Here is a 21,238-nt window from a genome sequence, read left to right on the forward strand (position 1 = left end):
CGATGCGGTCCGGGCAGTGGGATCTCTAAGGTGAGCGCATGCCTGCTGCCACGCTGAGTTCCAGAAAGACCCGGGCCGCCCTGCGCGCCTCGGCGCTGATCTCGTTCCAGATGCTGCTGGTGCTGCTGCTGGCCTGGGTGATGCTCTGGATCCTGGGCCGGATGTGGTCGGTGATCTGGCCGCTCGTGGTGGCCTTGCTGCTCACCACGCTCACCTGGCCGGCCGCCCGGTTCCTGCGCCGGCACGGCTGGCGTCCCGCCCTGGCCGCGTCCGTGGTCACCCTGACGTTCCTGCTGATCGCGGCCGGCACCGTGGTGCTGATCGCGGTGCCGGTGGCGTCGCAGTCCGGCGAACTCGCCACCGGCGTGGTCGAGGGCATCCAGCAGCTGCGGGAATGGGCCTCCGGGCCGCCGCTGAACATCGGCGACGACCAGGTGACCAGTGCGTTCGACGCCGGCATCGCCCGGGTCCAGGACAGCGTGGGTACGATCCTCACCGCCACCGTGACCGGGGTGGGCACCGTGGTCAACGGCCTGGTCACCACCGTACTCGCGCTGTTTCTGATGTTCTTCTTCCTGAAGGACGGCCCGCGGTTCCTCCCGTGGTTCGCCCGCCAGCTCCCCGGCCGCCTCGCCGTGGACGTGCCCACCGTGGCGGAGCGCGGCTGGGACACCCTCGGCGCGTTCGTCCGGTCCCAGGCCCTCGTCGGCCTGCTCGACGCCCTGTTCATCGGCCTCGGCCTGTGGATCGTCGGCGTGCCCCTGGTGCTCCCGCTGGCCGTGCTGACGTTCGTGTCCGCGTTCGTGCCGATCATCGGCGCGCTGTTCGCCGGATTCGTCGCGGTGCTGATCGCGCTGGTGTCGAACGGCTGGACGGACGCGCTGATCGTGCTGGCCATCATCGTCGTGGTCCAACAGCTCGAGGGCAACGTGTTCCAGCCCATCGTGCAGAGCCGCGGCCTCGGCCTGCACGCGGCGGTGGTCCTGCTCGCGGTCACGCTGGGCGGCAGCCTGGCCGGGATCGTCGGCAGCCTGCTGGCGGTGCCGGTCGCGGCGCTGATCGCGGTGATCTGGAACTACCTGCGCGAGCAGCTCAGCGACGTTACGGAGGAGCCGGCACCCGACGAGCCGGACCCGGTGGAGCCGGACGCCGGCCCGGTCGTGACCACGGAGCAGCCGGCCTGACCTGCCGGCCGGCCGGCCTGACTTCGCGCCGTCACCGGCACGGGCGACGGACGCCGGCTGCCGCGGGGGGCGTTCCAGCGGTACACCAACGTCGTTACAAGCACGGCGGTTTCAAGGGGTGGTTGCGTCGCGGGGTGTTTGCGCTGGTGGTTGAGTAGTGCAGTGAGTGCTTCGGCTGGGTGCGGACGTCGAGGGTGGCTCCGGTGCGGCGTCGGTACGCCCCACCGAGGCGGCGCAGGCCCCGCTCTGCCCGGGCGCCAAGCAGAACCTGCAGCCCACCGCTAGCGACGCCCGCACCCTCGGCGTCGGGCTAAAGCCCCGAACCCTCGGCATTTCGCTAGCGCCGGTAACGGTGCCGGTAGCCGCGGCCGCGAATGTGGAACACCCTACGGTGGCCGACGCGGAGTCGTTTGCTCCGTGGGTTCAGTGGGATGGCTGCTACCTGCACTCCGCGCATACGTGTGCGCAGCGCCGGACGTTCATCTCGCAGACGTACGACATCCCGATCAGGTACCTTCGGTGCGACACGGTCCAGTATGGAATTCCGCCATGCACGACAACCCGGTGGATGCTGATGGTCGACGCCGGCAGGCCGGGTCCGAGGGTAGCCCCTGCCGCGGTGTCGACGCGATCCGCCGAGGCGCAGCTATGCTGAATCGTGTTTCCGAATCGTATTTCAACGGCTGGTGATCCTCCCTGGTTGCCCCTCGTCGTGGACGAGGGGCAACCAGGCAGGGCTGGGGGTGTGCTGTTGCGGATCGGACAACGTACGGTGCTGGTCGCCGACGACGGTTCGGTTGTCACATCCAACGGCACTCCGGTTTCCGCAACACTTGCGGTGCCTCTGGCCGGCTCTCGACTCCACCAGGAAACTCTCCATGGTCGACGTGTGACCGTGTCAGGCGAATTGAAGAATCGCCTATTGGTTGTGGACGCGATCGAACTGCTCGACACCTCCTCCGAGAGAATCGTTCCGGGCGTCGGCATGAACGATGAGAATTTCGCGGCAGGCTACGATTCCCCAACGGTAGCTGAGCTGCGAATTCCCGCCGAGCGTGACTTACTTGAGAGCGGGATACTGATCGATGCATAATCTTCAATTGCAGGCGGTCATAACCCTGTTGCATCTACCGACCGCCCTGGCGCGCGCTCTTGCTCGGTTCCCAGCCGAGGCGGTGAGTATCCGGGCGCTCATCGCGCCGGTCTGATCAGGCCGGACGGTCGTCGCCTGAACGTGGCGCCGATGAGGGCCCTCCTTCGTCTCTATCGCCGTCGGCACCTCATCGCGCGAGCCGGATGTCGCGTTCCGGCAGAGTGGTGCAGGCCCTCATCCAACCCGGCGGCCCGCCGAGCCAGCACGAACGCCTCACTGATCGAGCGCGGCGACAGCTGCCCGACCCGTTCGCTCACCCACAACGCCGGGTGCCGACCCGGCGAGAAATGCCGGCTGACCTTACGGTTGCGCCGCAGATCCACCAGGTCCACCTTCGACGGCTCCGCGCGCCGGGTGCCGAACGCGTAGACCGTCTTGAGTACCGCCGCGTCCTGCAGCGCCGTCAGAGCACCCTTGCGGCCCTGACCCCGGACCTTCCCCGGCCGCGCGTCGGCAGCAATGAACTGCTGAACCTCGTCGTAGGACAACGGCCGGCGACGCGGATCGCCGCCCGTTGATCGGCCACCTGCTCCACAGCCCGGTCGTGTGAAGCAGCTGAATTTCATTGGTGCGCGGTGGATCGGATCACTACGGTTCGCCGGCATGGACCTGCGTGCGGAGAGCGTCGACGACCGGGAGGCGGTGCTGGACGTGCACCGGCGTGCGTTCGGCGACCACGGCGCCACGGTGGCCGCGCTGGTCGGCGCGCTCCGTGCGGACGATCCCGCCGCGCTGTCCGTGGTGGCGGCGGACGGCGGCCGGGTCGTCGGGCACGTGCTGTTCACCCGGAGCCTGCTGGACGCACCCCGGCGGCTGGTCGACGTGCAGGTACTCAGCCCGCTCGCGGTCCTTCCCGACCGGCAGCGGCGGGGCGTCGGGGCGGCGCTGGTCCGGCACGGCCTTGAGCTGCTCGAGGCGCGTGGTGTTCCGCTGGTGTTCCTCGAGGGCGACCCGGGCTACTACGGCCGTCTCGGGTTCACGGCCGCTGCCGGGTGCGGCTTCCGCAAGCCCTCGTTGCGGATTCCGGACGCCGCGTTCCAGGTGGTGCGGCTGTCCGCGTACCGGCCGTGGATGACCGGCACGTTCGTCTACTCGGCACCGTTCTGGGTGCACGACTGCGTGGGCCTGCGGGAACCTGCGGACGATGGGCTCGGCGGGCTTGACGGCTGAGCGGTGGTCTTAACCCTCCGCCTCCGATGGAGTGCCCCGTTGGCCCCTTTGGCACCGCCCTAGGCGTGGTGTGCTGAGGTGCGCACCGCAACGCCTCACGGCCCCCGCCGCCCCGGCTGGCGTGTGTAGAAGTGGCGCGCTCCGCACCCGAAAACCACACGCGCTCACGGCTAGCCGCACCACGCCCGCCCCGAGCGGATTGCGCCGGCCCACGGTGTGCGGAACTGCGGTCGGTTGCGTGCCGTGATTCCGCACGGCCAGCGGTCCCGGGCGTGGTGTGCTGAGGTGCGGTTCGGTGCGCACCGCAGCGCCACACAGCCCTCGCCGCCCCGGCTGGCGTGTGTAGAAGTGGCGCGCTCCGCACCCGAAAACCACACGCACTCACCGCCAGCCACACCACGCCCGCCCCGAGCGGAGTGCGCCGCCCCGAGCGAAGTGCGCTGCCCCGAGCGGAGTGCGCTGCCCCGAGCGGAGTGCGCTGCCCCGCGCGGAGTGCGCTGCCCCGCGCGGAGTGCGCTGCCCCGTGCGGAGTGCGCCGCCCCGCGCGGAGTGCGCCGCCCCGCACCGAAATCCCGAACAACGCCGCCGCCGGTCCGGCATGTCGGCGCCACGCGCGCCACTCCGCCGTCCCGGGCTTCCAAGATCTGCCGCCGGGCAACCGCACCGCGGGTGGTGGGGCGCTGCCGGTGCGATGCCGAATTGGCCGCGGGCGGGACCCGCGCGGGACTGATTAGGTGGACTTCTCCGTACCGTGACTCTCCGTAGATCATTTCGCATTGCGGAACGATTTTCGCGCGGGCGGGACGCCGCGTTGCGAATGGCGGGAAATGTTGACCCTGGGTACCGGGCTAACCACGATCGAGGCATCAGTCGACCGACGTCGATAAGAGGTGCTGATGCGAGCCCCGGTAGCCGACATGACCTATTACCCGGTCAGCGACACCAGAATGGTACGCGGCGAAGGAATATACCTGTACGACGACGCGGGAAACACCTACCTCGACTGCGCCTCGGCCACGTTCAACCTGAGCCTCGGGTATTCCCACCCGGCGGTCGTCGAGGCCGTGCAGAAGCAGGCCGAGTCGCTGGTCCACCTGACCTCGTCGTTCCGCAGTGAACCGGTCGACGACCTGATCCGCGGGCTGGTCGCGTGCTCCCCGGAGAACCTGACGAAGGTGCACCTCAAGGTGGGCGGCGGATCGGAGGCCAACGAGGGCGCGATCAAGATGGCCCAGGTCGCCACCGGGCGGCGCGAGGTGATCACGTTGTTCCGCAGTCATCTGGGCCAGACCATGATGATGACGTCGATGTCCGGGAACGCATTCCGGAAAGCGCCCTTTCCCATTCTTTTTCCGGGCTCGGTGCAGGTTCCCGACCCGTACTGTTTCCGGTGTTTCTACGGCCAGCACCGGGACACCTGTGCGCTGATGTGCGTGGACCGGCTGGACGACTTCCTGGAATACGCGAGTGGTGGTCAGGTCGCCGCCGTGGTGCTGGAGCCGATTTCCGGAAACGGCGGCAACATCGTCGCGCCGGACGGCTATCTGAACCGGATGCGGGAATTCTGCGACCGGCACGGGATCGCCCTGATCCTGGACGAGATCCAGACCGGGATCGGCCGCACCGGGCGGATGTTCGCCGCCGACCACTTCGGCGTCCGGCCGGACGCGATCACCGTCGGCAAGGGCCTCGGGGGCAGCGGCGCCCAGGTCGCGGCGATCCTCACCAACGACCGCCTGGCCGGGCTGCCGGCGCATCACCATTCGTTCACCTACGGCGCCAACCTGCTGGCCGCGGCCGCCGCCAACGCCACCCTGGACATCGTCGGCCGGCCGGAGTTCCTGGCCAACGTGCGGACCACCGGCCGGCACATCCTGGACCGGCTCGCCGACCTGCAGCGCAGGCACGACTGCATCGGTGACGTCCGGGGCGTCGGGCTGATGATCGGGGTCGAGATCGTCGACGCCGCCGGTGCGCCCGCCGTGGCGCTGACCAACGAGATCGCCCGCCGCGGCCTGGACCACGGCCTGATCCTGCGGACCTCCCGGTACGGCCACGGCAACGTGGTCAAGATCCGGCCGCCGCTGATCCTGACGCTGGACCAGGCGGACGAGATCTGCGACCGGCTGGACGCGGTGCTGGCGGCGGTGACCCGGTGAGGGACCTGCTGCTGGGCGCCGCGCAGGCGGTCCGGGACGTGGTCGTGCGGCACCGCCTGGCCGGCGCCGAGCGGTCGGTGCACGGCGACTCGCCGGGCGGGGACGCCCAGTTCGACGTGGACCGGGTGGCCGAGCGGGCGCTCTGGGACCACCTCACCGCGCACGCCGGTACGCCGGTCGCCGTCTACACCGAGGACCACGGCCTGCGGACCACCGGCCCGGACCCGCGGACGGTGCTGGTGGTGGACCCGATCGACGGCACCCGGCCCACCTCCGCGGGGTTCGAGATGGGCACGGTGTCGATCGCCGCCGCACCGTTCGGCGGCGCCCCGCCCACGGTCGGGGACGTGACCGCGGCGCACGTGCTGGAGCTGTACAGCGGCGCCTGGATGTACGCCGACGACACCCTGCCCGAGCCGGTCCGGTACCACGGCTATCCGGGACGGCTGCCCCGGCTGAGCGGCAACCGCGACCTGACCCGGATGTTCTGGTCCCTCGAACTCAACGGGCATCCGATGCGGCTGATGACCGACGCCTACGGGCACCTGGTCGACGCGTCCGCCAACACCGGCGGGGTGTTCGTGTTCAGCAGCGCCTCGTTCTCGATCACCCGGATCGTCACCGGCCAGCTCGACGCGTACGTCGACATCGGCAACCGCATCCTGCGCGACCACCCCGGCACCGAGGCGGACTTCCGCCGCGCCGGGCGCGGCAACATCCTGCACCTGTTCCCGTACGACATCGCGGCGAGCGTCTACCTGGCCCGCCGCGCCGGGGTGACGGTCACCGACGCGTACGGCGCGTCGCTCGACCCGATGCCCCTGCTGGCGGTCGATCCGGCCAGCCAGCGCTCCTGCATCGCCGCGTCCACGCCGGAACTGCACGAGGCGCTGCTGGACGCCATCCGCTGGGACCTCACGCACCAGCCGACAACCGGAGGAGACCGATGAAAGCTCTCGTACTGGGCGGTGATCGCACCCTGCAGCTGGTCGACCGTCCCCGCCCGGCCTGTTCCGCGCCGGACGACGTGGTGCTGCGGGTGGAGCAGACCGGCATCTGCGGCACCGACCGCGGCGTGCTGCTGGGCAAGTTCCCGGCCGAACCGGGCGTCGTCATGGGGCACGAGGCGGTGGGGGAGGTGGTGGAGACCGGTGCCGGGGTGAGCACCGTGAAACCGGGCGACCGGGTGATCGTCAACCCGACCCTCTACTGCGGACTGTGCGACCCGTGCCGCAACGGCACGCTGAACTTCTGCGTGAACAAGGCCGGCACCGAGATCGGCATCGACCGGGACGGCGCGTTCGCCGAGTACATGCGCCTGGAGGAGCGGTTCCTGCACCGGATGCCGGACGACATGCCGTACGACCGTGCCGTGCTCGCCGAGCCGCTGGCCTGCGTGATGAACAACCTGGAGGCGGCCGGCCTGCGGCCCGGTGACCGGGTCGCGGTCCTCGGCGGCGGCCCGATCGGCACGCTGGTCGCGCTGCTCGCCGACCACTACGGCGCGCCGGTCCGGCTGCTGGAGACCGATCCGTTCCGGCGCGACGCCGCCGAGGCGTTCCTGCACGGCGTGCCGGGGTGCGCGGTGGCCGTCGGGGAACCGGGCGACGCCGCCCCGCGCAGCGCCGACGTGGTCGTCGACACGGTCGGTTCGCTGCTCGCCGAGGGCTGCGCGCTGGCCGCCGACCTCGGCCGGGTGGTGGTGATGGGCTTCGACGAGCGGGCCACCGCCACGGTACGCCCGCTGGAACTGCTCCAGCGCGGCCTGCGGATCGTCGGTGCGGGCGACTACAACAGCCTGCTGTTCGCCCGCGCCGTGCGGACCGCCCACCGGCTGCCCCTGGAGGGACTGGTGTCGCACCACTTCGGCCTGGACCGGATCGACGCGGCGCTGACCGCGCTGGGCGTCGGGTCCGGCGCCGCGTACGCCGGGATGAAGGTCGTCGTCAAGCCGGGGGCCGCCGCATGAGCCGCACCCCGTTCCCGTTCGGCCTGGACCGGCCCGTCGTGTACGGCGAGTACCCGTACTACCGGGCGCTGCCCGAGCACTGGGACGCCAACCTGGCCGCGCTGGCCCGCGCCGGTGTCGACGTGGTCACCTGCTACGTACCGTGGCGCTTCCACGAGACCGGCGACGGCTACGACTTCGCCGGTGCCACCGACCCGCAGCGCGACCTGCTGCGACTGCTCTGGCTGATCGCCGGGCACGGACTGCGGGCGGTCCTCAAGCCGGGTCCGTTCGTGCACGGTGAGGTGCAGCTCGGCGGGCTGCCGGACCGGGTCAGCCCGAGCGTCGACCCGGCCCTGCCCGCGGTCCTGGACGTGGCCGGGCGACCGGTCACCTCGCAGGCGCTCGCCCTGCCCAGCACGTTCGGCGCGGGGTACGCCGGACAGGTGCGCCGCTGGCTGCGGGCGGTCGACGAGCAGGTGCTGATGCCGAACCTGGCACCGCGCGGGCCGGTGGTCGCCGTGCAACTGGGCAACGAGGGCGTCTACAGCGACGCCAACCAGCCGTGCACCGCCCACGACTTCTCGGCCCCGGCGGTCCGGGCCTTCACCGAGGCGCTGCGCCGCACCGAACCGGCGCTCGCCGAGGCCGCCCGCACCGCACCGCGGCAGTGGCCGATCGCGGTCCGCGCGGCGTGGGCCCGGCACGGCGGCGCGGTGCTGCGCGAGCAGTACCGGGACCTGGCCGACGCACTGTCCCCGGCGACCCGGGCGATCGCCACGGTCAACCTGCCGCTGCCCGACCTCACCGCGTCCGGCGGCGCCGCCTCCTGGCTGCTGCGCACCGCCGGCCTCGCCGGGCTCGGACTGGACGAGGGCTACACCAGCTGGGTGGGCAACGCGGCCCGGTCGGAGTCCGCGTTCGCCGCGCACTGGTTCGGCGTACGGGCCCGGCGGTCCAGCAACGTCGAGGACAACTGGGGGTTCACCTGGACCGACGAGTCGTTCGCCCGGCCCACCACCGCGTTGTTCCACGCCCTGCTCGCGCTCGGTCTGGGTTCCCGCTCGTGCAGCGTCTACACCGCCTGCGCGACCGCGCACTGGGGCCCGGAGATCGACCTCGACCCGGCCGGGCTGCGCTCGGAGGGGCGCGATCCGGCGGACTACGGGCCGCCGTACTGCCCGGGAGCGCCGCTGCACGAGAACGGCCGCACCGGCGCCAACCTGCTTGCCCTGCACGCGCTGCGGGACCTGGTCCGGCAGCCGTCGGTGCCGCACGGTGCCCGGTTCGGCGCGGACCTCGCGCTGCTGGTGCCGGACGTGCTGGCCGGCACGGCCGCGTGGACCGAGGCGGACGGCCCGGCCGCCGCGGTCCTGCAGGCCGGGATCGACGCCGCGGTGGCGCTGATGACCGGTCACCAGTACCGCGTCGACGTGCTGACCGAGCAGTCCGCGGAGCATCACCACGCGGCCGACGTGTGGCTGGTGCCGCTGGGCGCGCAGGAACCGGACGCCGCCCTGCTCGCACTGCTGCGCCGGCACCGGGACGGCGGCGGGACGGTGCTCGTGCTCGCCGAACGGGCCCGGCCCGGCTGGTCCGAGATCGGCGACGTGCTGGTGCCCACCACCGTGGTGCAGAAGACGCTGCCCCGGCTGCTGCCGCCACCGCGGTACGCGCACCCGGACAGCGACCCGGGCGTGGTCTTCGTGCACGAGGACGCGGACGGCGTACCCATGGGACTGTTCGCCTTCAACCCGGCCGACCGGAGCGTGACCGTCCGGCGCACCGTGTCCGGCCGCACCGTCGCCGTGGAACTCGCCCCGGCCGGGGCCGCCTATCTCTGTGCCCCGTCGGCGGGCGCCGCCTTCGAGGTCGCCGCGGCCACCACCGACGTCGAGCTTCCGCCGTTCCCGCCGACCAGCGCCGCCGTCGCCCTGTCCGCTCTCACCGAGGAGACGTCATGGAACTGACGCAGCCCAGCACCGCCGCCGAGATCAGGTTCGACAGGCTCGTACCCCGGGCCCTGGTCGACCGCGGCGACACCACCACGGTCCTGATCACCGACTGGCACGCGGACGGCTCCGAGCTGACCGCCGGCGCCGCCTGGTCCCGCCTCGGCGGCTTCTACACGCTGCTCGACCACGACCTGCACGACCCGCTGCTGGTGCTGGAGACGTTCCGGCAGGCGGCGCTGCTGATCGCGCACGTGGTGGACGACGTCCCGCTCGCCACCATGCAGATCATGCGCTCGGTCGAGTTCACCGTGGCCCGCTCCGGGCTGAAGGTGACCGCGGACCCCACCGAGGTGACCGCGGTCCTCACCACCGCACGGCAGGAACCCGGCCGGCAGAGCATCATGCAGACCACGCTCGGCCTGCGGCTGTACCGCGGCGGCGACCTGATCGCCGAGGGCTCCGGGCGGGCCGTCGTGCCGCCCGGCGACCGGTACCTCAAGGTCCGCGGCCGCGATCCGGAGGAGGTCGCGCCGTCCCGCGCGGACCTGCCGCCCAGCCTGGAGCCGGTCCGGGCCGGGCGCGCCCTGGAGCGGGACGTGGTCATCGCCCCGGGCACCGGGCCGGGGCTCTACCGGGTACGCATCGACCCGGAACACCCCAACTTCTTCGACAACCCGACCGACCACGCGCCCGGCATGCTGCTCACCGAGGCGATGCGGCAGGCCGTGGTGGCCGAGTCGGGCGACCCGCACCACCTGCCGCTGGCCCTGTCGTTGCAGTTCTTCCGGTTCGTCGAGCTGGACGCCCCGGTGTACGTGTCGGCGCACCGCCGCGCGGACGGCTTCCACACCGAGGTGCGGCAGTTCGACAAGCTGGCCGCCCGGGCGAGCTGGCCGACGGCATGACCGGGCTGACCGGCCTGTCCGCCCGCGACCTGGTCGGCGTCCTGGCCCGCGGCGGCGCCACCGCCCGGGACGCGCTGGACGCGGCGGGCGACCGGATGCGGCGGGTGGAACCGGACGTCAACGCAGTGACCACGGTCGCGCTGGACCGGGCCCGCGAGGCGCTCGGCCGGCGTACCCCGGCCGGGCCGCTCGCCGGGCTGCCGATCACCGTCAAGGACGTCGTGGACGTGGCCGGGCTGCCCACCACCCACGGTTCGGCGCCGTACCGCGACGCCGTGGCGCGCCGCTCCGATCCGCTGGTGCGGCGCCTCGAGCGGGCCGGTGCGCTGGTGGTCGGCAAGACCAACGTGCCGGAGTTGCTGGCCGGCGCGGACACCGCGAACACCCTGTTCGGGCGGACCCGCAACCCGTGGGACCCGGCGGTCTCGTGCGGCGCGTCCAGCGGGGGAGCGGCCGTCTCGGTGGCCACCGGCACCGCGTGGTGCGCGCACGGCGAGGACACCGCCGGTTCGATCCGGATCCCGGCGGCGTTCTGCGGCGTGGTCGGCCTGCGCCCGACGCCCGGGCTGGTCCCGGCCGGCGATCCGCCGGCCGGGGATCCGGTGCCCGGCCTGACCGTGCACGGTCCGATCGCCCGCGACGTGGCCGACGCGGAACTGCTGCTGCGGGCCATGCGGCCCGCCGGGCAGGCGCCCTCCGGCCCGCCGGCACCGCTGCGGCGGGTGGCGTTCAGCACCGACCTGGGCGGTGCCGTGCCGACCGATCCGGAGATCGCGGCGATCTGCACCCGCGCGGTGCAGCGGCTGGCCGGGCTGGGCTACCGGATCGAGGGGTACGCGCCGCCGGTGGCCGACGCGCACCGGGCCTGCCTGACGTTGCTGGCGCATCGTGCCGCGGTCCGGCACGGTCCCCGGGTCGACCGGCACGGCGACCGGCTCGGTCCGGCGGTGCGCGCCGAGGTGGCGGCCGGGCGGGCCGTCACCGCGGACGAGGTGGCGCGGGCCGAGCGGGTCCGGGCCGGCTTCGCCGCCCGGATCGGGACCATGTTCACCGGGTACGACGTGCTGATCCTGCCGACCTTCGGCTGCCCGCCGTGGCCGGTGCCGGAGCGGCCGGACCCGTTCCCCGGAGCCGACCTGCTGCCCGGCATCGCCGCGATGTGGCCGCTGACCACGCTGGCCACCATGGCCGGCTGCCCGGCGCTGACCGTGCCGTGCGGCCGGACCGCGGCCGGGCACCCGGTCGGGCTGCAACTGGTCGGGCCGCCCGGCAGCGACGTCGCGCTGCTGCGTACCGGCCGGGACGTCGAACTGACCCGGGACGCGATGCCGGCCGGGCCGGTCGACCCGCCGGTGGTGCCGTGTTGAGGCCGTATCCGGCGGCCCGCGCCGAACCGCTGCACCCGCCGCCGGAGTACGCCCGGTGGCGCGCCGAGGCCCCGGCCACCCGGATCGTGCTGCCGAGCGGCTGCCCCGCGTGGCTGGTCACCCGGTACGACGACGTCCGCCGGCTGCTCCGCGATCCGCGGCTGAGTTCGGACTCCACCCGGGACGGTTATCCGCGGTTCGGCGCCGCGGTGGAGACGCCGCCACTGAACCGGACGTTCATCGGGCTGGACGACCCGGAACACGGCCGGCTGCGGCGGCTGCTCGCGGCGGAGTTCGCGCCCGCCGCGGTCCGGCGGCTGGGCCCGGCCGTCGACGCCATCGCCGACGAGTGCGCCACCGCGCTCGGCCGCGGCCGAGCACCGGCGGATCTGGTCAGCGGGTACGCCCTGCCGGTGTCGTCCCGGGTGATCTGCCGGGTGCTCGGCGTCCCGTACCGGCTGCACGACGAGTTCGAGCACCTCACCGAGGTGCTCACCGACGGCGCCCGGCCGGAGCCGGCGAAGCGGGCGGCCGGCACCGCGATCGCGTCGTTGCTGCACGGCCTGGTCCGGGAGCGCGCCGCCCGGCCGCGGGACGACCTGATCAGCCGGCTGATGTCCGGGCCGGTGGCGGCCGGGGAACTGTCCGAGCCGGACGCCGTGTACAACCTGGCGCTGCTGCTCGGCGCCGGGCACGACACCACGGCGAGTCAGCTGGCGCTGAGCGCGTACAGCCTGCTGGGCGACGAGGCGGAACGGGCCCGGCTGGCGGCCGGCGGCACCCTGGACCGCACCGCCGTGGACGAGCTGCTGCGATTTCACAGCATCATCCAGCTCGGCGTGGCGCGGGTCGCCACGGCCGACGTGACCGTCGGCGGTCAGGTCGTCCGGGCCGGCGAGGGGCTGGTGCTGAGCCTGCCCGCGGCCAACCGCGATCCCGGCCGGTTCGACCGTCCCGACCGGCTCGACCTGCGCCGCGCCGACGCCGGCCGGCACGTCGCGTTCGGCTTCGGCGCGCATCAGTGCATCGGTCACCTGCTGGCCCGGGTGACGCTGGAGTCGGCGTTGTCGCGGCTGTTCCACCGGCTCCCCGGACTGCGCCTGACCACGGTTCCGGGAGAGCCGCAGATCAAGGAGTCCATGGATTTCCACGGCCTCCGGCAACTGCCGGTGACGTGGTGACCGAAAGGAGAACCCCGATGACCGCCACCGATTCCGCAACCGACCGCGCGACCCGCAACAAGGAGATTATCCTGCGCTGCTACGAACAGTTCTTCACGCACCGTGACCTGACCGGACTGGCGGAGGTCGTCGGCGAGGACTTCGTCCAGCACAGTCCGGGCGCGCCGTCCGGCCGGCGGGCCTACCTGGATCACCTGGCGGAGGCCGCGTTCTTCGGCGGCACCTCGCACATCAAGCTCGTCCTCGCGGACGGCGACCACGTTGCCGTGCACCACCACATGACGCTGGCCGCGGACGACGGGCCGGGCCTGGCGGTGGTCGACCTGTGGCGGCTGGAAAACGGCAGAATCGTCGAGCACTGGGATGTCGAGCAGCCGGTTCCCGAGCCGTCGAGCGTACCCAACGGAATGTTCTAGGAATCGTTACCTGCGGTGATGATCACGAGATGTCCGAAAGGCTGGCACGACGCGCATTGGTAGCGCTACTGTCATCGACAACTTTCTTTACCTAAAGTGCAGGAAGGAATTGCGCCCCGGCATGCCGGAATGGCACAGGAAAGGTGTGCCGGGGCGGCCCGATCGAATTCTCGACGACGGGGAGAAAAGCGTGACGATCGTAGCCCACTCCGCCCGTACCGCCAATGATCGCGCCTTCCTGCTGCTCGACGCGCTGGCCGCACTGGGACCGGGGCCGCACCGCCTGCGCGACGTCGCCGCGCAGGCCGGGCTGGAGCCGTCCACGGCACACCGGATCCTCCAGTCGGCGATCCGCGTCGGCACCGTGTCGAAGACCGACCGCGGCCGCTACTCCCTGGTCAGCCGCGCCGGGGAAGCGGCTACCGCCGAACCGCCGGCACCGACGCTGCCGGTGCAGAAGGGCGCGGGATCGATGCTGGCGCTGTCCCGGCGTACCCGGCTGCTGCTCGCCGCCCTGCAGAAGGCGACCGGGCAGACCGTGCTGCTGTACGTCCCGCTGATGCTGGACACCCCGATGCGGTACTGCCTCGCCTACTTCGCCCCCAAGCACGACGAACTGCTCGGCGACGCGGAACGCCAGCTCACCTCCGACATCCTGTTCTGCGCGCCGCTGTCGGTCGACGCACCCGGGCGGGTCATGCTGGCCGGCCTCGTCGACGCCCGCACCGCCGACCCGGCCGTCGCCACCATCCGGGCGAACGGCTACTGCTTCGGCCCGTCCCCGGTCGCCGGCTGGCAGACCGTGACCGTGCCGCTGCGCCGGTACCGCCACCTGGCCGGCGCCGTGTGCCTCACCGCGCCCGCGCCGTGGATGGAGGCCCACTCCGGCGAGGCGTTGCGCGAACTGCTGCGGATCTCCGCGGAACTCGCCGAGAAGATCGAACCGCTCTGACCCCGCACCGCGGAGGGAGACCCCATGCACCGCGTCAACCAGGCCGTCGTCCTCGGCGGGGGACTGGCGGGCATGCTCGCCGCCGCCGCCCTCGCCACCCACCCCGAGATCGGCGGCGTCACCGTCGTCGAACGGGACGACCTGCCCGCCGGGCCGGCGGACCGCCGCGGCCTGCCCCAGGGCCACCACGCCCACGTGCTGATGTCCAGCGGAGCCCGGATCGTCGAGTCGCTGCTGCCCGGCACCACGGCGGCCTGGCAGGCCGCCGGCGCACACCGCCTCGGCCTGCCGGACGGCTACGTGATGCTGCTCCCGCAGGGCTGGCTCCGGCGGTGGGAGACCGGAGAGTACGTGATCAGCTGCAGCCGGGCCCTGCTGGACCACGTGGTCCGGGAACGGGTCCGCGCCCTGCCGAACGTGCACCTGCTCGACGGCACCCGGGCCACCGGCCTGACCGGGGACGCCGGCCACGTCACGGGCGTGCGGACCAGCCGGGACGGCGCCGACGACGTACGCCCCGCCGACCTGGTCGTCGACGCCACCGGCCGCGGCTCCCGGATGCCGCACTGGCTGGCCGAACTCGGTGCCGCGCCGGTACCGCAGGACGACGTGGACTCCGGGCTGCGCTACGCCACCCGGGTGTTCCGGGCCCCGCCGGGGGCGGCGCGGGACTTCCCGATCGTCAACGTCCAGGCCGACCCGTCCCGTCCCGGACCCGGGCAGACCGCGGCGCTCATGCCGATCGAGGGCGGCCGGTGGCTGGTCACGCTGTCCGGCACCCGCGGCGGCGAACCACCGGCCGGACAGGAGCGGTTCGTCGCGTTCGCCCGCGGCATGCGCCACCCCGTCGTGGGCGACCTGATCGCGGACGCCGAACCCCTCGGCGGCGTGCGCGTCACGAACAGCACCGCGAACCGCCGCCGCCGCTTCGACCGTGCCGCCCGGTGGCCGCGCGGCCTGATCGTGCTCGGCGACGCGGTGGCCGCCTACAACCCGGTGTACGGCCACGGCATGTCCGTCGCCGCCAAGCAGGCCGCCGTGCTGCGCCGCGAACTCGACCGGCACGGCCTCGGCCCCGGCCTGGCGGCCACCGTGCAGCGGGCCGTGTGCGCCGCCGCCGACGAGGGCTGGAACCACGCCGCCGGCTCCGACGTCCGCTTCCCCGACGTCCGCGGCGCGACTCCGTCGCCCGCCGACCGGATCCTCTGGCGCTACCAGAACCGCCTGTTCCGGACCGCGCTGGACCGCCCGTCGGTCGCCGCCGAACTCGTCCGGGTGTTCAGCCTGTCCGCGCCGGCCGGCCGCCTGCTCAGCCCCCGGATGCTGCTGGCCACGGCGCGCGGCCCGCGGGCCGAACCGCCCGCCGAGCCGCCGTTCACGACGGGGGAGCTTGCGTCGGCGGGCCGTCCGGGGCGGTCGTGGTAGGTCCTGGTGGACGCCCCGCGGCCGGAACAGGCGACCCGCCAGTCCAGGCGCCCGGCACCGCGCGCCCGCCCGCTTCCCGTCCGTCGATCATGGACAGCAGCGACGTTCCGGGGTCATTGGACCGTCACGTTCTGGAAGGTCGCCGTGCCGGCGTAGGCGTTCAGGCCGAACAACCCGCTCGGGTACGCATCGTCGGTCGCCCGGATCACCTCGGCGCCGTCCAGGTGCACCCGGAGGTCCGGGCCCCGCGCCACCACCTGCAGGCGGTACGGGCGGCCGGGCACGATCGGCGTCGGGTACGTGGCGATGTCGCGCCCCGGCCGCCACAGTTTGACCACGCCGGTGGTGTCGATGTTCGCGGTGTAGTGCCGGGTCGCGTCCGCGTTCGCCCGGAACGTCAGTGCCGCCGCGACGCCGTTGAGCGCGGTCACGTCGCCGGCGTAGGTGAAGTCGGTGCCGCTGGTGGTGCTCAGATAGAAGGTGTCGCCGGGCCCCCGGGCGTGCACGCCGGTGCCCGGTGCGGTCCAGGTGCCGCCGACCGGTCGCCACGGCCCGGCCAGGTTCGTGGTGAGGCCGGTCGCGTTCACGGTCAGGTTGTCGATCACCGCCGTGCCGTGGAAGACGTTGGCGCCGAAGCGGCCGGAGGCGTACGTGGTGTCGGTCGCGTCGATGACGGGGGTGGTCGCGTGGTCGAGGTACACCCGCAGCCGGCTGCCCTCGGCGCGCACCTCGAGGTGGTGGGTGTGGCCGGGGGTGATCGGGGTGGCGTGGCTGGCGATGACCCGGCCGGGGCGCCACAGTTTGACCACGCCGCCGGTGTCCAGCGTGGCGGTGTAGTGCCGGCTGCCGTCCGCGCTGGCCCGGAACGTGAGCCCGGCCGCATCGCCGCGGTCGATCCGGAGGTCGCCGGAGTAGGTGAAGGAGGCGCCGGTGGCCGAGTTGAGGTAGAACGCGTCGCCGGTGGCCTGGCCCTGCTTGCCGTCGGTGACGTCGGTCCAGGCGCCGCCGGCGTCGGTGAACGTGCCGCCGAGGTTGGTGTCGAGGGTGGGCTCACCGGTGCCCCACGCGGTCCGCAGCCGGTCGAGCCGGAGCGAGACGAGGCGTACCGATCCGCCCTCGGCGAACACCTCGATGCCCTGGCTGCCGGGCGACGAGTCGAAGGCCACGTTGTCGCTGACCGACAGCTTGCCGTCGGCGCCGAACACCTCCAGCTGGCCACGATCGACCAGCACCCGCATCCGGACCCGGCCGTCGACCGGGGGGAGCGGTGCACCGTACAGCGTGTGGGCCGCCGTGTCGTAGGTGACCGCGCGGTCGTACGTACCGTCGGCTCTGGTGTGCAGTTTGAGGCCGAACCGCGCCGCGGTGGCCGTGGTGGTGTCGAATTCGGCGGTGATCTGGTAGGTGTCGCCGGTGCCCGGGCGCAGCGGGTCGGACGGGCTGACGGTGCGGTTCGCGAACGTGGCGCCGGCGCCGTAGAGCGAGGAGATCTCGGCGACCGGGTTGCGGGTGAGCCGGACTCCTTCGGCGAACGTGCGGAGCCCGAGTTCGGCCGGGAACGTCAGGTTGCCGGTCCAGGTGGTGCCGCGGTTGCCGGGCTGCCAGGCGGTCTGCACCACCCGTCCGTGCGGGTCGCCGAGGAACGTCTGCGCGGCGTAGAACGTGCCGCCGGGATGGTTCGCGCCGTGGTCCGTCCGGTGCACGGCCGAGCGCGGGGTGAACGTGGCGCCGTCGAAGTCGCCGAGCACGTACTCGCCGCCGGCGTCGGTCAGCACCCAGGTGCGCCGGGCGGGGTCGCCGTCGACCGGCAGCTCGAACATGTCGGGACACTCGAAGAACCAGTCGGCCGCGAACCGGCTGCGGTGGGTCCAGGTCAGCAGGTCCGGGGAGGTGTAGAAGTCGGCGCCGTTGCCGCCGCCGTCGGACCACAGCACCATGACCCAGCGCCGGGTCGGTGCGTGCCAGAACACCTTCGGGTCGCGGCTGGTGCCGGCGGGCACGGCGACCTTGCGGCCGCCGGCGTAGCTGCGGAAGGTCCGGGCGCCGTCCGTGCTGTAGTGCACGGTGGCGCCGTTGGTGCCGGAGAAGACCAGGATCGGGTCGTCCGCGCCGGTCTTGAGCCCGGAGACGTTGGCGGTGTCGACCACGCCGTTGCCGGACCACAGGTCGCCGGCGTGCACCCCGGGCTCCAGCGCGACCGGCTTCTGGGTCCAGTGCACCAGGTCGGTGCTGGTGGCGTGTCCCCAGTGCATGGTGTCCCAGGCCAGCCCGTGCGGGTTGTGCTGGTAGAAGAGGTGGTAGACGCCGCGGTACCAGAAGGAGCCGTTGGGGTCGTTGAGCCAGCCGGCCCGCGAGCTGAAGTGGAACTGGCCGCGGTGCGGCTCGTCGTAGCCGGTCGGCGGGTAGGGGAACTCGGGGTAGCCGGCCGGGGTTCCGGCGCCGGCGGCACGCCCGGTCACCGCGACGACCACGGCGGACAGCAGCAGGATCAGGACCGTGGCGACGCGCGGATGTTTCGTCATGTCCACCTCGAACGCTCGATGATGGTGACCTGGAACACAGGCTTCCATAGTCGAACATCAATGGACAAGCGTCACCCGTCGGAGCCGCCGGTGTAGTTCCACTCGGCCAGGTGCAGGGCCGGTGCGCGCACCACCGCGGTCAGGCCGGCCGGTACGTCCACCGCGTGCCGGCCGACACCGAGCACCGCGCCGGGCGCCAGCGCCCGCAGGTAGGACTGGGTGAATCGGAGGTTGCGGACCGGCGCGGTGACCCGGCCGCCCTCGATCCGCCACAGGCCGTTGCGGGTCAGCCCGGTGACCACGACGGCGCGCGGATCGAGCGCTCTGGTGTAGAAGTGGTCGGTCACCAGCAGGCCGTCGGTGACCGCGCCGACCAGGTCGGCGACCGCGGCGTCGGCGGCCGGCCCGTCCACCTCGGGTACGGCGGCGCACCGCGGGCCGGCCGGCAGCAGGTGCAGGTGTGCCGTGGCGACGCCGCCGCTGAGCGGGATGTCGGTGTCGGCGTGCCCGGTGGCGTCCGCGCCCGCGCTGCGGGCGGTGCGCCGGTTGTGCACCACGCCCCGGGTCACCCCGGCGGTGACCAGGTCGAGCCGGCGCCGCCCGGTGCCTTCGACGTCGAACGGAAGGCCGAGCGAGTCCGGGCCGACCGGGTCGTCGACGATGGTGATCGCCGGGTCGAACTGGCGGGCACCCGGCTCGGCGAACGAGGAACCCCGGGTGTAGGCCCGCCCGTCGAAGCCGAAGTAGCCGAGCAGCCACAGCACGTCGGCCACCGCGGTCGGCTCCAGCACCACCTGGTATCGGCCGGGGGCCAGGTCGACCGGGTCGGTGCCGGCCCGCGCCTTGGCCGCGGCCCGGGCGCCGAGCCGCGCGCCGTCCAGGCCGGCCAGACTGGACGACGACGCGCGGGCCACCCCCTCGGCCGTGCCGCAGCGGGCGACGCCGTCCAGCGTGGCCTGGGTGTCGGTGCCGGCCACGAACCGGCCGGCGGTGTTCGCGTACGCCGCGGTGTGGTGCCGGGTGCTGCAGAAGCCGGCGCCGGGCAGTCCGTCCAGCGCGGCGACGAACGCGCGGACCTGCCCGGCGCGCGCCACCGGGTCGTCGTCCTCGGCGGACCGCCGGGCGGTGCGGCCGCCGGACGGCGGGCCCGGCCGGGCCAGACCCGGCCAGGTGGCGTCGACCGGGGCCGCGGCGGCGGTGGCGACCGCGTCGTCGACCAGCGCCCGCAGCCCGGCGGCGCCGGTCGCGGTGCCCTGCACGATCGTGGTGCGGCCGCCGAGATGCAGTTGCAGGCGGACCGTGGTGGTGTCGTCGGCGACGTTCTGGTGCACGGCCGACGCGGCGAACCGGGTCAGCGCGGTCCGCCGGCGGTCCACCGCGACCTCGGCCTCGGCCGCCGGTCCGGCCGCGGCGCGGACCAGGTCGAGGGTGCGGGCGGCGACGTCGGCCGGCCTCATCCGCGCACTCCGACCCGGACGTTGCGGAACCGGGCCGGCGCGGCCGGGTGGCCCGGCCGGGCGAGCTGGAGCGGCTGGCCCTTGCCGCAGATCGGCAGACCGTACGGGACGATCTCGGAGGACAGCATGTCCATCGACGCCCAGAACCGCGGTGAGATGCCGGTGTACGTGGGGTTGCGCAGCATCCGGCCCAGCCGGCCGTTCTTCACCTCGTATCCGATCTCCGTGCCGAACTGGAAGTTCAGCCGCCGGTCGTCGATCGAGTACGACCGGTTCGTCTCCATCAGGATCCCGTCGTCGGTCGCCGCGATGATCTCCTCCAGCGTGTGCGGGCCGGGCTCCAGGCCCACGTTGCTCATCCGGACCATCGGCAGCCGGGCGAAGCCGTCCGCCCGCACGTTGCCGGCGTAGTCCAGGCCGGCCGCCCGCGCGGAGTCGCGTCCGGCGAGCACACCCACCCAGATGCCGTCGCGCACCGCGTCCCGGGCGATGGCCGGCGACCCCTCGTCGTCGTAGCCGAACGAGCCGACCGCACCGGGGATGGTCGGGTCGATGGTGATGTTCATCAGCGGCGCGCCGAAGCGCAGCGACCCCAGCCGGCCCAGCTCCAGCCAGGACGTGCCGGCGAACGCGGCCTCCCAGCCCAGGATCCGGTCCAGCTCGATGGCGTGCCCGACCGACTCGTGGATCTGCAGGGACATCTGTTCCCCGCCGAGGATGAGCGTGGTCTCGCCGGCCGGGCAGAGCGGCGCGGTGAGCAGCGCACGGGCCTCCTCGGCGATCCGTTCCGCGTGGGCCGGCAGGTCGAGCTCGGTGACGAGGTCCCAGCCGCGGGTGCCGTACCGCCCGAACGCGGACGGGTAGGACCGGCGCTGGGTCTGGGAGTCACCGACCGCGGTGGCCGACATGCCCGCGCCGCACTCGCGGATGTGCTGGTCGATGCGGTGGCCCTCGGAGGAGACGAACCAGCTCCGGGTGTCCCAGGTCTGATAGGTCGCCTCGGCCACGTCCGCGCCGCCGGCCCGGGACGCCGCGGTGACGCCGGCCAGCAGGTCGCCCTTGGTGGACAGCGGCACGGTCGCCGGGTCGACCGCGCAGCCGCTGGCCCACGAGCCGACCCGGGGCGGCGTGGTGATCAGGTCGACCGGCGGGCCGCCGAGGGTCGCGGACGCCCGGGCGATGGCCGCCGCCGCGCTCCCGGCCCGGCGGGCGGCCGCGGTGGACAGCTCGCCGACGGCCTGGAACCCCCAGCCGGAGCCGACCAGCGCGCGGACCCCGACACCGGCGCTCTCGCCGCGCTCCAGCCGCTCGACGTCGCCGTCGCGGGCCTGCATCGACTCGGTGCGCCGGTGCAGCACCCGGGCGTCGGCATAGCGGGCGCCGGCCGCGAGGGCGGCCTCGACCGCGGCCTGTGCCTCGTCGAAGTGGGACATGTCCGGGGCCC

17 protein-coding genes are annotated in these 21,238 nt (G+C 73.3%); 13 read left to right on the forward strand and 4 right to left on the reverse strand.

Features of this window, described 5'->3' with window-relative positions:
- Positions 1-38 precede the first annotated feature (38 nt).
- Positions 39-1,184, forward strand: a complete 1,146-nt coding sequence (locus tag LDL48_RS02910) for an AI-2E family transporter (protein WP_225253384.1) — start codon at positions 39-41, stop codon at positions 1,182-1,184.
- A 745-nt stretch (positions 1,185-1,929) separates the two neighbouring features.
- Positions 1,930-2,277 carry a hypothetical protein gene (locus LDL48_RS02915; RefSeq protein ID WP_225253386.1) on the forward strand — a complete coding sequence of 116 codons (348 nt, stop codon included), beginning with the start codon at positions 1,930-1,932 and terminating at the stop codon, positions 2,275-2,277.
- 170 nt (positions 2,278-2,447) lie between these two features.
- On the opposite strand, the gene LDL48_RS02920 is transcribed toward LDL48_RS02915, so the two are convergent.
- Positions 2,448-2,825, reverse strand: coding sequence for a site-specific integrase (locus LDL48_RS02920; protein ID WP_225253387.1), 378 nt, complete (start codon positions 2,823-2,825; stop codon positions 2,448-2,450).
- A 115-nt stretch (positions 2,826-2,940) separates the two neighbouring features.
- Between LDL48_RS02920 and LDL48_RS02925 the strand changes: the two genes are divergently transcribed.
- The 11 genes from LDL48_RS02925 to LDL48_RS02975 all read left to right on the forward strand — a co-directional run bounded on the left by LDL48_RS02925 (position 2,941) and on the right by LDL48_RS02975 (position 15,815).
- On the forward strand, positions 2,941-3,507 hold the full coding sequence (locus LDL48_RS02925) for a GNAT family N-acetyltransferase (protein ID WP_225253388.1): 567 nt from the start codon (positions 2,941-2,943) through the stop codon (positions 3,505-3,507).
- A gap of 896 nt (positions 3,508-4,403) precedes the next feature.
- The gene (locus LDL48_RS02930) at positions 4,404-5,666 is read left to right on the forward strand and encodes an aspartate aminotransferase family protein (protein WP_225253389.1); all 1,263 of its coding nucleotides are present in this window, start codon (positions 4,404-4,406) and stop codon (positions 5,664-5,666) included.
- Positions 5,663-6,616, forward strand: coding sequence for an inositol monophosphatase family protein (locus LDL48_RS02935; protein WP_225253390.1), 954 nt, complete (start codon positions 5,663-5,665; stop codon positions 6,614-6,616). Before LDL48_RS02930 ends, LDL48_RS02935 begins: the two co-directional genes overlap by 4 nt.
- Positions 6,613-7,635 carry a zinc-dependent alcohol dehydrogenase gene (locus LDL48_RS02940; RefSeq protein WP_225253391.1) on the forward strand — a complete coding sequence of 341 codons (1,023 nt, stop codon included), beginning with the start codon at positions 6,613-6,615 and terminating at the stop codon, positions 7,633-7,635. Before LDL48_RS02935 ends, LDL48_RS02940 begins: the two co-directional genes overlap by 4 nt.
- The gene (locus LDL48_RS02945; protein ID WP_225253392.1) at positions 7,632-9,584 is read left to right on the forward strand and encodes a beta-galactosidase; all 1,953 of its coding nucleotides are present in this window, start codon (positions 7,632-7,634) and stop codon (positions 9,582-9,584) included. The genes LDL48_RS02940 and LDL48_RS02945 overlap by 4 nt, the downstream gene beginning before the upstream one ends.
- Positions 9,575-10,474: a ScbA/BarX family gamma-butyrolactone biosynthesis protein gene (locus tag LDL48_RS02950; protein WP_225253393.1), complete on the forward strand. Its 900-nt coding sequence runs from the start codon at positions 9,575-9,577 to the stop codon at positions 10,472-10,474. The genes LDL48_RS02945 and LDL48_RS02950 overlap by 10 nt, the downstream gene beginning before the upstream one ends.
- Positions 10,471-11,841 (forward strand): amidase, encoded by a 1,371-nt coding sequence (locus tag LDL48_RS02955; RefSeq protein WP_225253394.1) that lies wholly within the window; start codon positions 10,471-10,473, stop codon positions 11,839-11,841. Before LDL48_RS02950 ends, LDL48_RS02955 begins: the two co-directional genes overlap by 4 nt.
- Complete coding sequence (locus LDL48_RS02960; protein WP_225253395.1) at positions 11,835-13,022, forward strand: cytochrome P450; 1,188 nt, start codon at positions 11,835-11,837, stop codon at positions 13,020-13,022. The genes LDL48_RS02955 and LDL48_RS02960 overlap by 7 nt, the downstream gene beginning before the upstream one ends.
- A 17-nt stretch (positions 13,023-13,039) precedes the next feature.
- Positions 13,040-13,438 carry a nuclear transport factor 2 family protein gene (locus LDL48_RS02965; RefSeq protein WP_225253396.1) on the forward strand — a complete coding sequence of 133 codons (399 nt, stop codon included), beginning with the start codon at positions 13,040-13,042 and terminating at the stop codon, positions 13,436-13,438.
- A gap of 190 nt (positions 13,439-13,628) precedes the next feature.
- Entirely contained in the window at positions 13,629-14,390 is a 762-nt protein-coding gene (locus LDL48_RS02970; protein WP_225253397.1) for a helix-turn-helix domain-containing protein, read from the forward strand.
- Positions 14,391-14,414: 24 nt separating this feature from the next.
- On the forward strand, positions 14,415-15,815 hold the full coding sequence (locus LDL48_RS02975) for an NAD(P)/FAD-dependent oxidoreductase (RefSeq protein ID WP_225253398.1): 1,401 nt from the start codon (positions 14,415-14,417) through the stop codon (positions 15,813-15,815).
- 113 nt (positions 15,816-15,928) lie between these two features.
- Here LDL48_RS02975 and LDL48_RS02980 read toward each other — a convergent pair whose 3' ends face one another.
- The 3 genes from LDL48_RS02980 to LDL48_RS02990 all read right to left on the reverse strand — a co-directional run bounded on the left by LDL48_RS02980 (position 15,929) and on the right by LDL48_RS02990 (position 21,227).
- Positions 15,929-18,337: a glycoside hydrolase family 32 protein gene (locus LDL48_RS02980; protein WP_225253399.1), complete on the reverse strand. Its 2,409-nt coding sequence runs from the start codon at positions 18,335-18,337 to the stop codon at positions 15,929-15,931.
- 71 nt (positions 18,338-18,408) lie between these two features.
- Positions 18,409-19,794: a metallopeptidase TldD-related protein gene (locus tag LDL48_RS02985; protein ID WP_225253400.1), complete on the reverse strand. Its 1,386-nt coding sequence runs from the start codon at positions 19,792-19,794 to the stop codon at positions 18,409-18,411.
- Complete coding sequence (locus tag LDL48_RS02990) at positions 19,791-21,227, reverse strand: TldD/PmbA family protein (protein WP_225253401.1); 1,437 nt, start codon at positions 21,225-21,227, stop codon at positions 19,791-19,793. The genes LDL48_RS02985 and LDL48_RS02990 overlap by 4 nt, the downstream gene beginning before the upstream one ends.
- Between the last annotated feature and the right edge of the window lie 11 nt (positions 21,228-21,238).

The organism is Jidongwangia harbinensis, from assembly GCF_020216025.1.
In the GTDB taxonomy this organism is placed as follows: Bacteria; Actinomycetota; Actinomycetes; order Mycobacteriales; family Micromonosporaceae; genus Actinoplanes; species Actinoplanes harbinensis.

Excerpts from the sequence above, each read along its gene's own strand:
- LDL48_RS02910 (WP_225253384.1), top strand. The coding sequence starts at position 39 with ATGCCTGCTGCCACGCTGAGTTCCAGAAAGACCCGGGCCGCCCTGCGC.
- LDL48_RS02925 (WP_225253388.1), top strand. The coding sequence starts at position 2,941 with ATGGACCTGCGTGCGGAGAGCGTCGACGACCGGGAGGCGGTGCTGGAC.
- LDL48_RS02930 (WP_225253389.1), top strand. The coding sequence starts at position 4,404 with ATGCGAGCCCCGGTAGCCGACATGACCTATTACCCGGTCAGCGACACC.
- LDL48_RS02940 (WP_225253391.1), top strand. The coding sequence starts at position 6,613 with ATGAAAGCTCTCGTACTGGGCGGTGATCGCACCCTGCAGCTGGTCGAC.
- LDL48_RS02945 (WP_225253392.1), top strand. The coding sequence starts at position 7,632 with ATGAGCCGCACCCCGTTCCCGTTCGGCCTGGACCGGCCCGTCGTGTAC.
- LDL48_RS02950 (WP_225253393.1), top strand. The coding sequence starts at position 9,575 with ATGGAACTGACGCAGCCCAGCACCGCCGCCGAGATCAGGTTCGACAGG.
- LDL48_RS02955 (WP_225253394.1), top strand. The coding sequence starts at position 10,471 with ATGACCGGGCTGACCGGCCTGTCCGCCCGCGACCTGGTCGGCGTCCTG.
- LDL48_RS02965 (WP_225253396.1), top strand. The coding sequence starts at position 13,040 with ATGACCGCCACCGATTCCGCAACCGACCGCGCGACCCGCAACAAGGAG.
- LDL48_RS02975 (WP_225253398.1), top strand. The coding sequence starts at position 14,415 with ATGCACCGCGTCAACCAGGCCGTCGTCCTCGGCGGGGGACTGGCGGGC.
- LDL48_RS02980 (WP_225253399.1), bottom strand. The coding sequence starts at position 18,337 with ATGACGAAACATCCGCGCGTCGCCACGGTCCTGATCCTGCTGCTGTCC.
- LDL48_RS02985 (WP_225253400.1), bottom strand. The coding sequence starts at position 19,794 with ATGAGGCCGGCCGACGTCGCCGCCCGCACCCTCGACCTGGTCCGCGCC.
- LDL48_RS02990 (WP_225253401.1), bottom strand. The coding sequence starts at position 21,227 with ATGTCCCACTTCGACGAGGCACAGGCCGCGGTCGAGGCCGCCCTCGCG.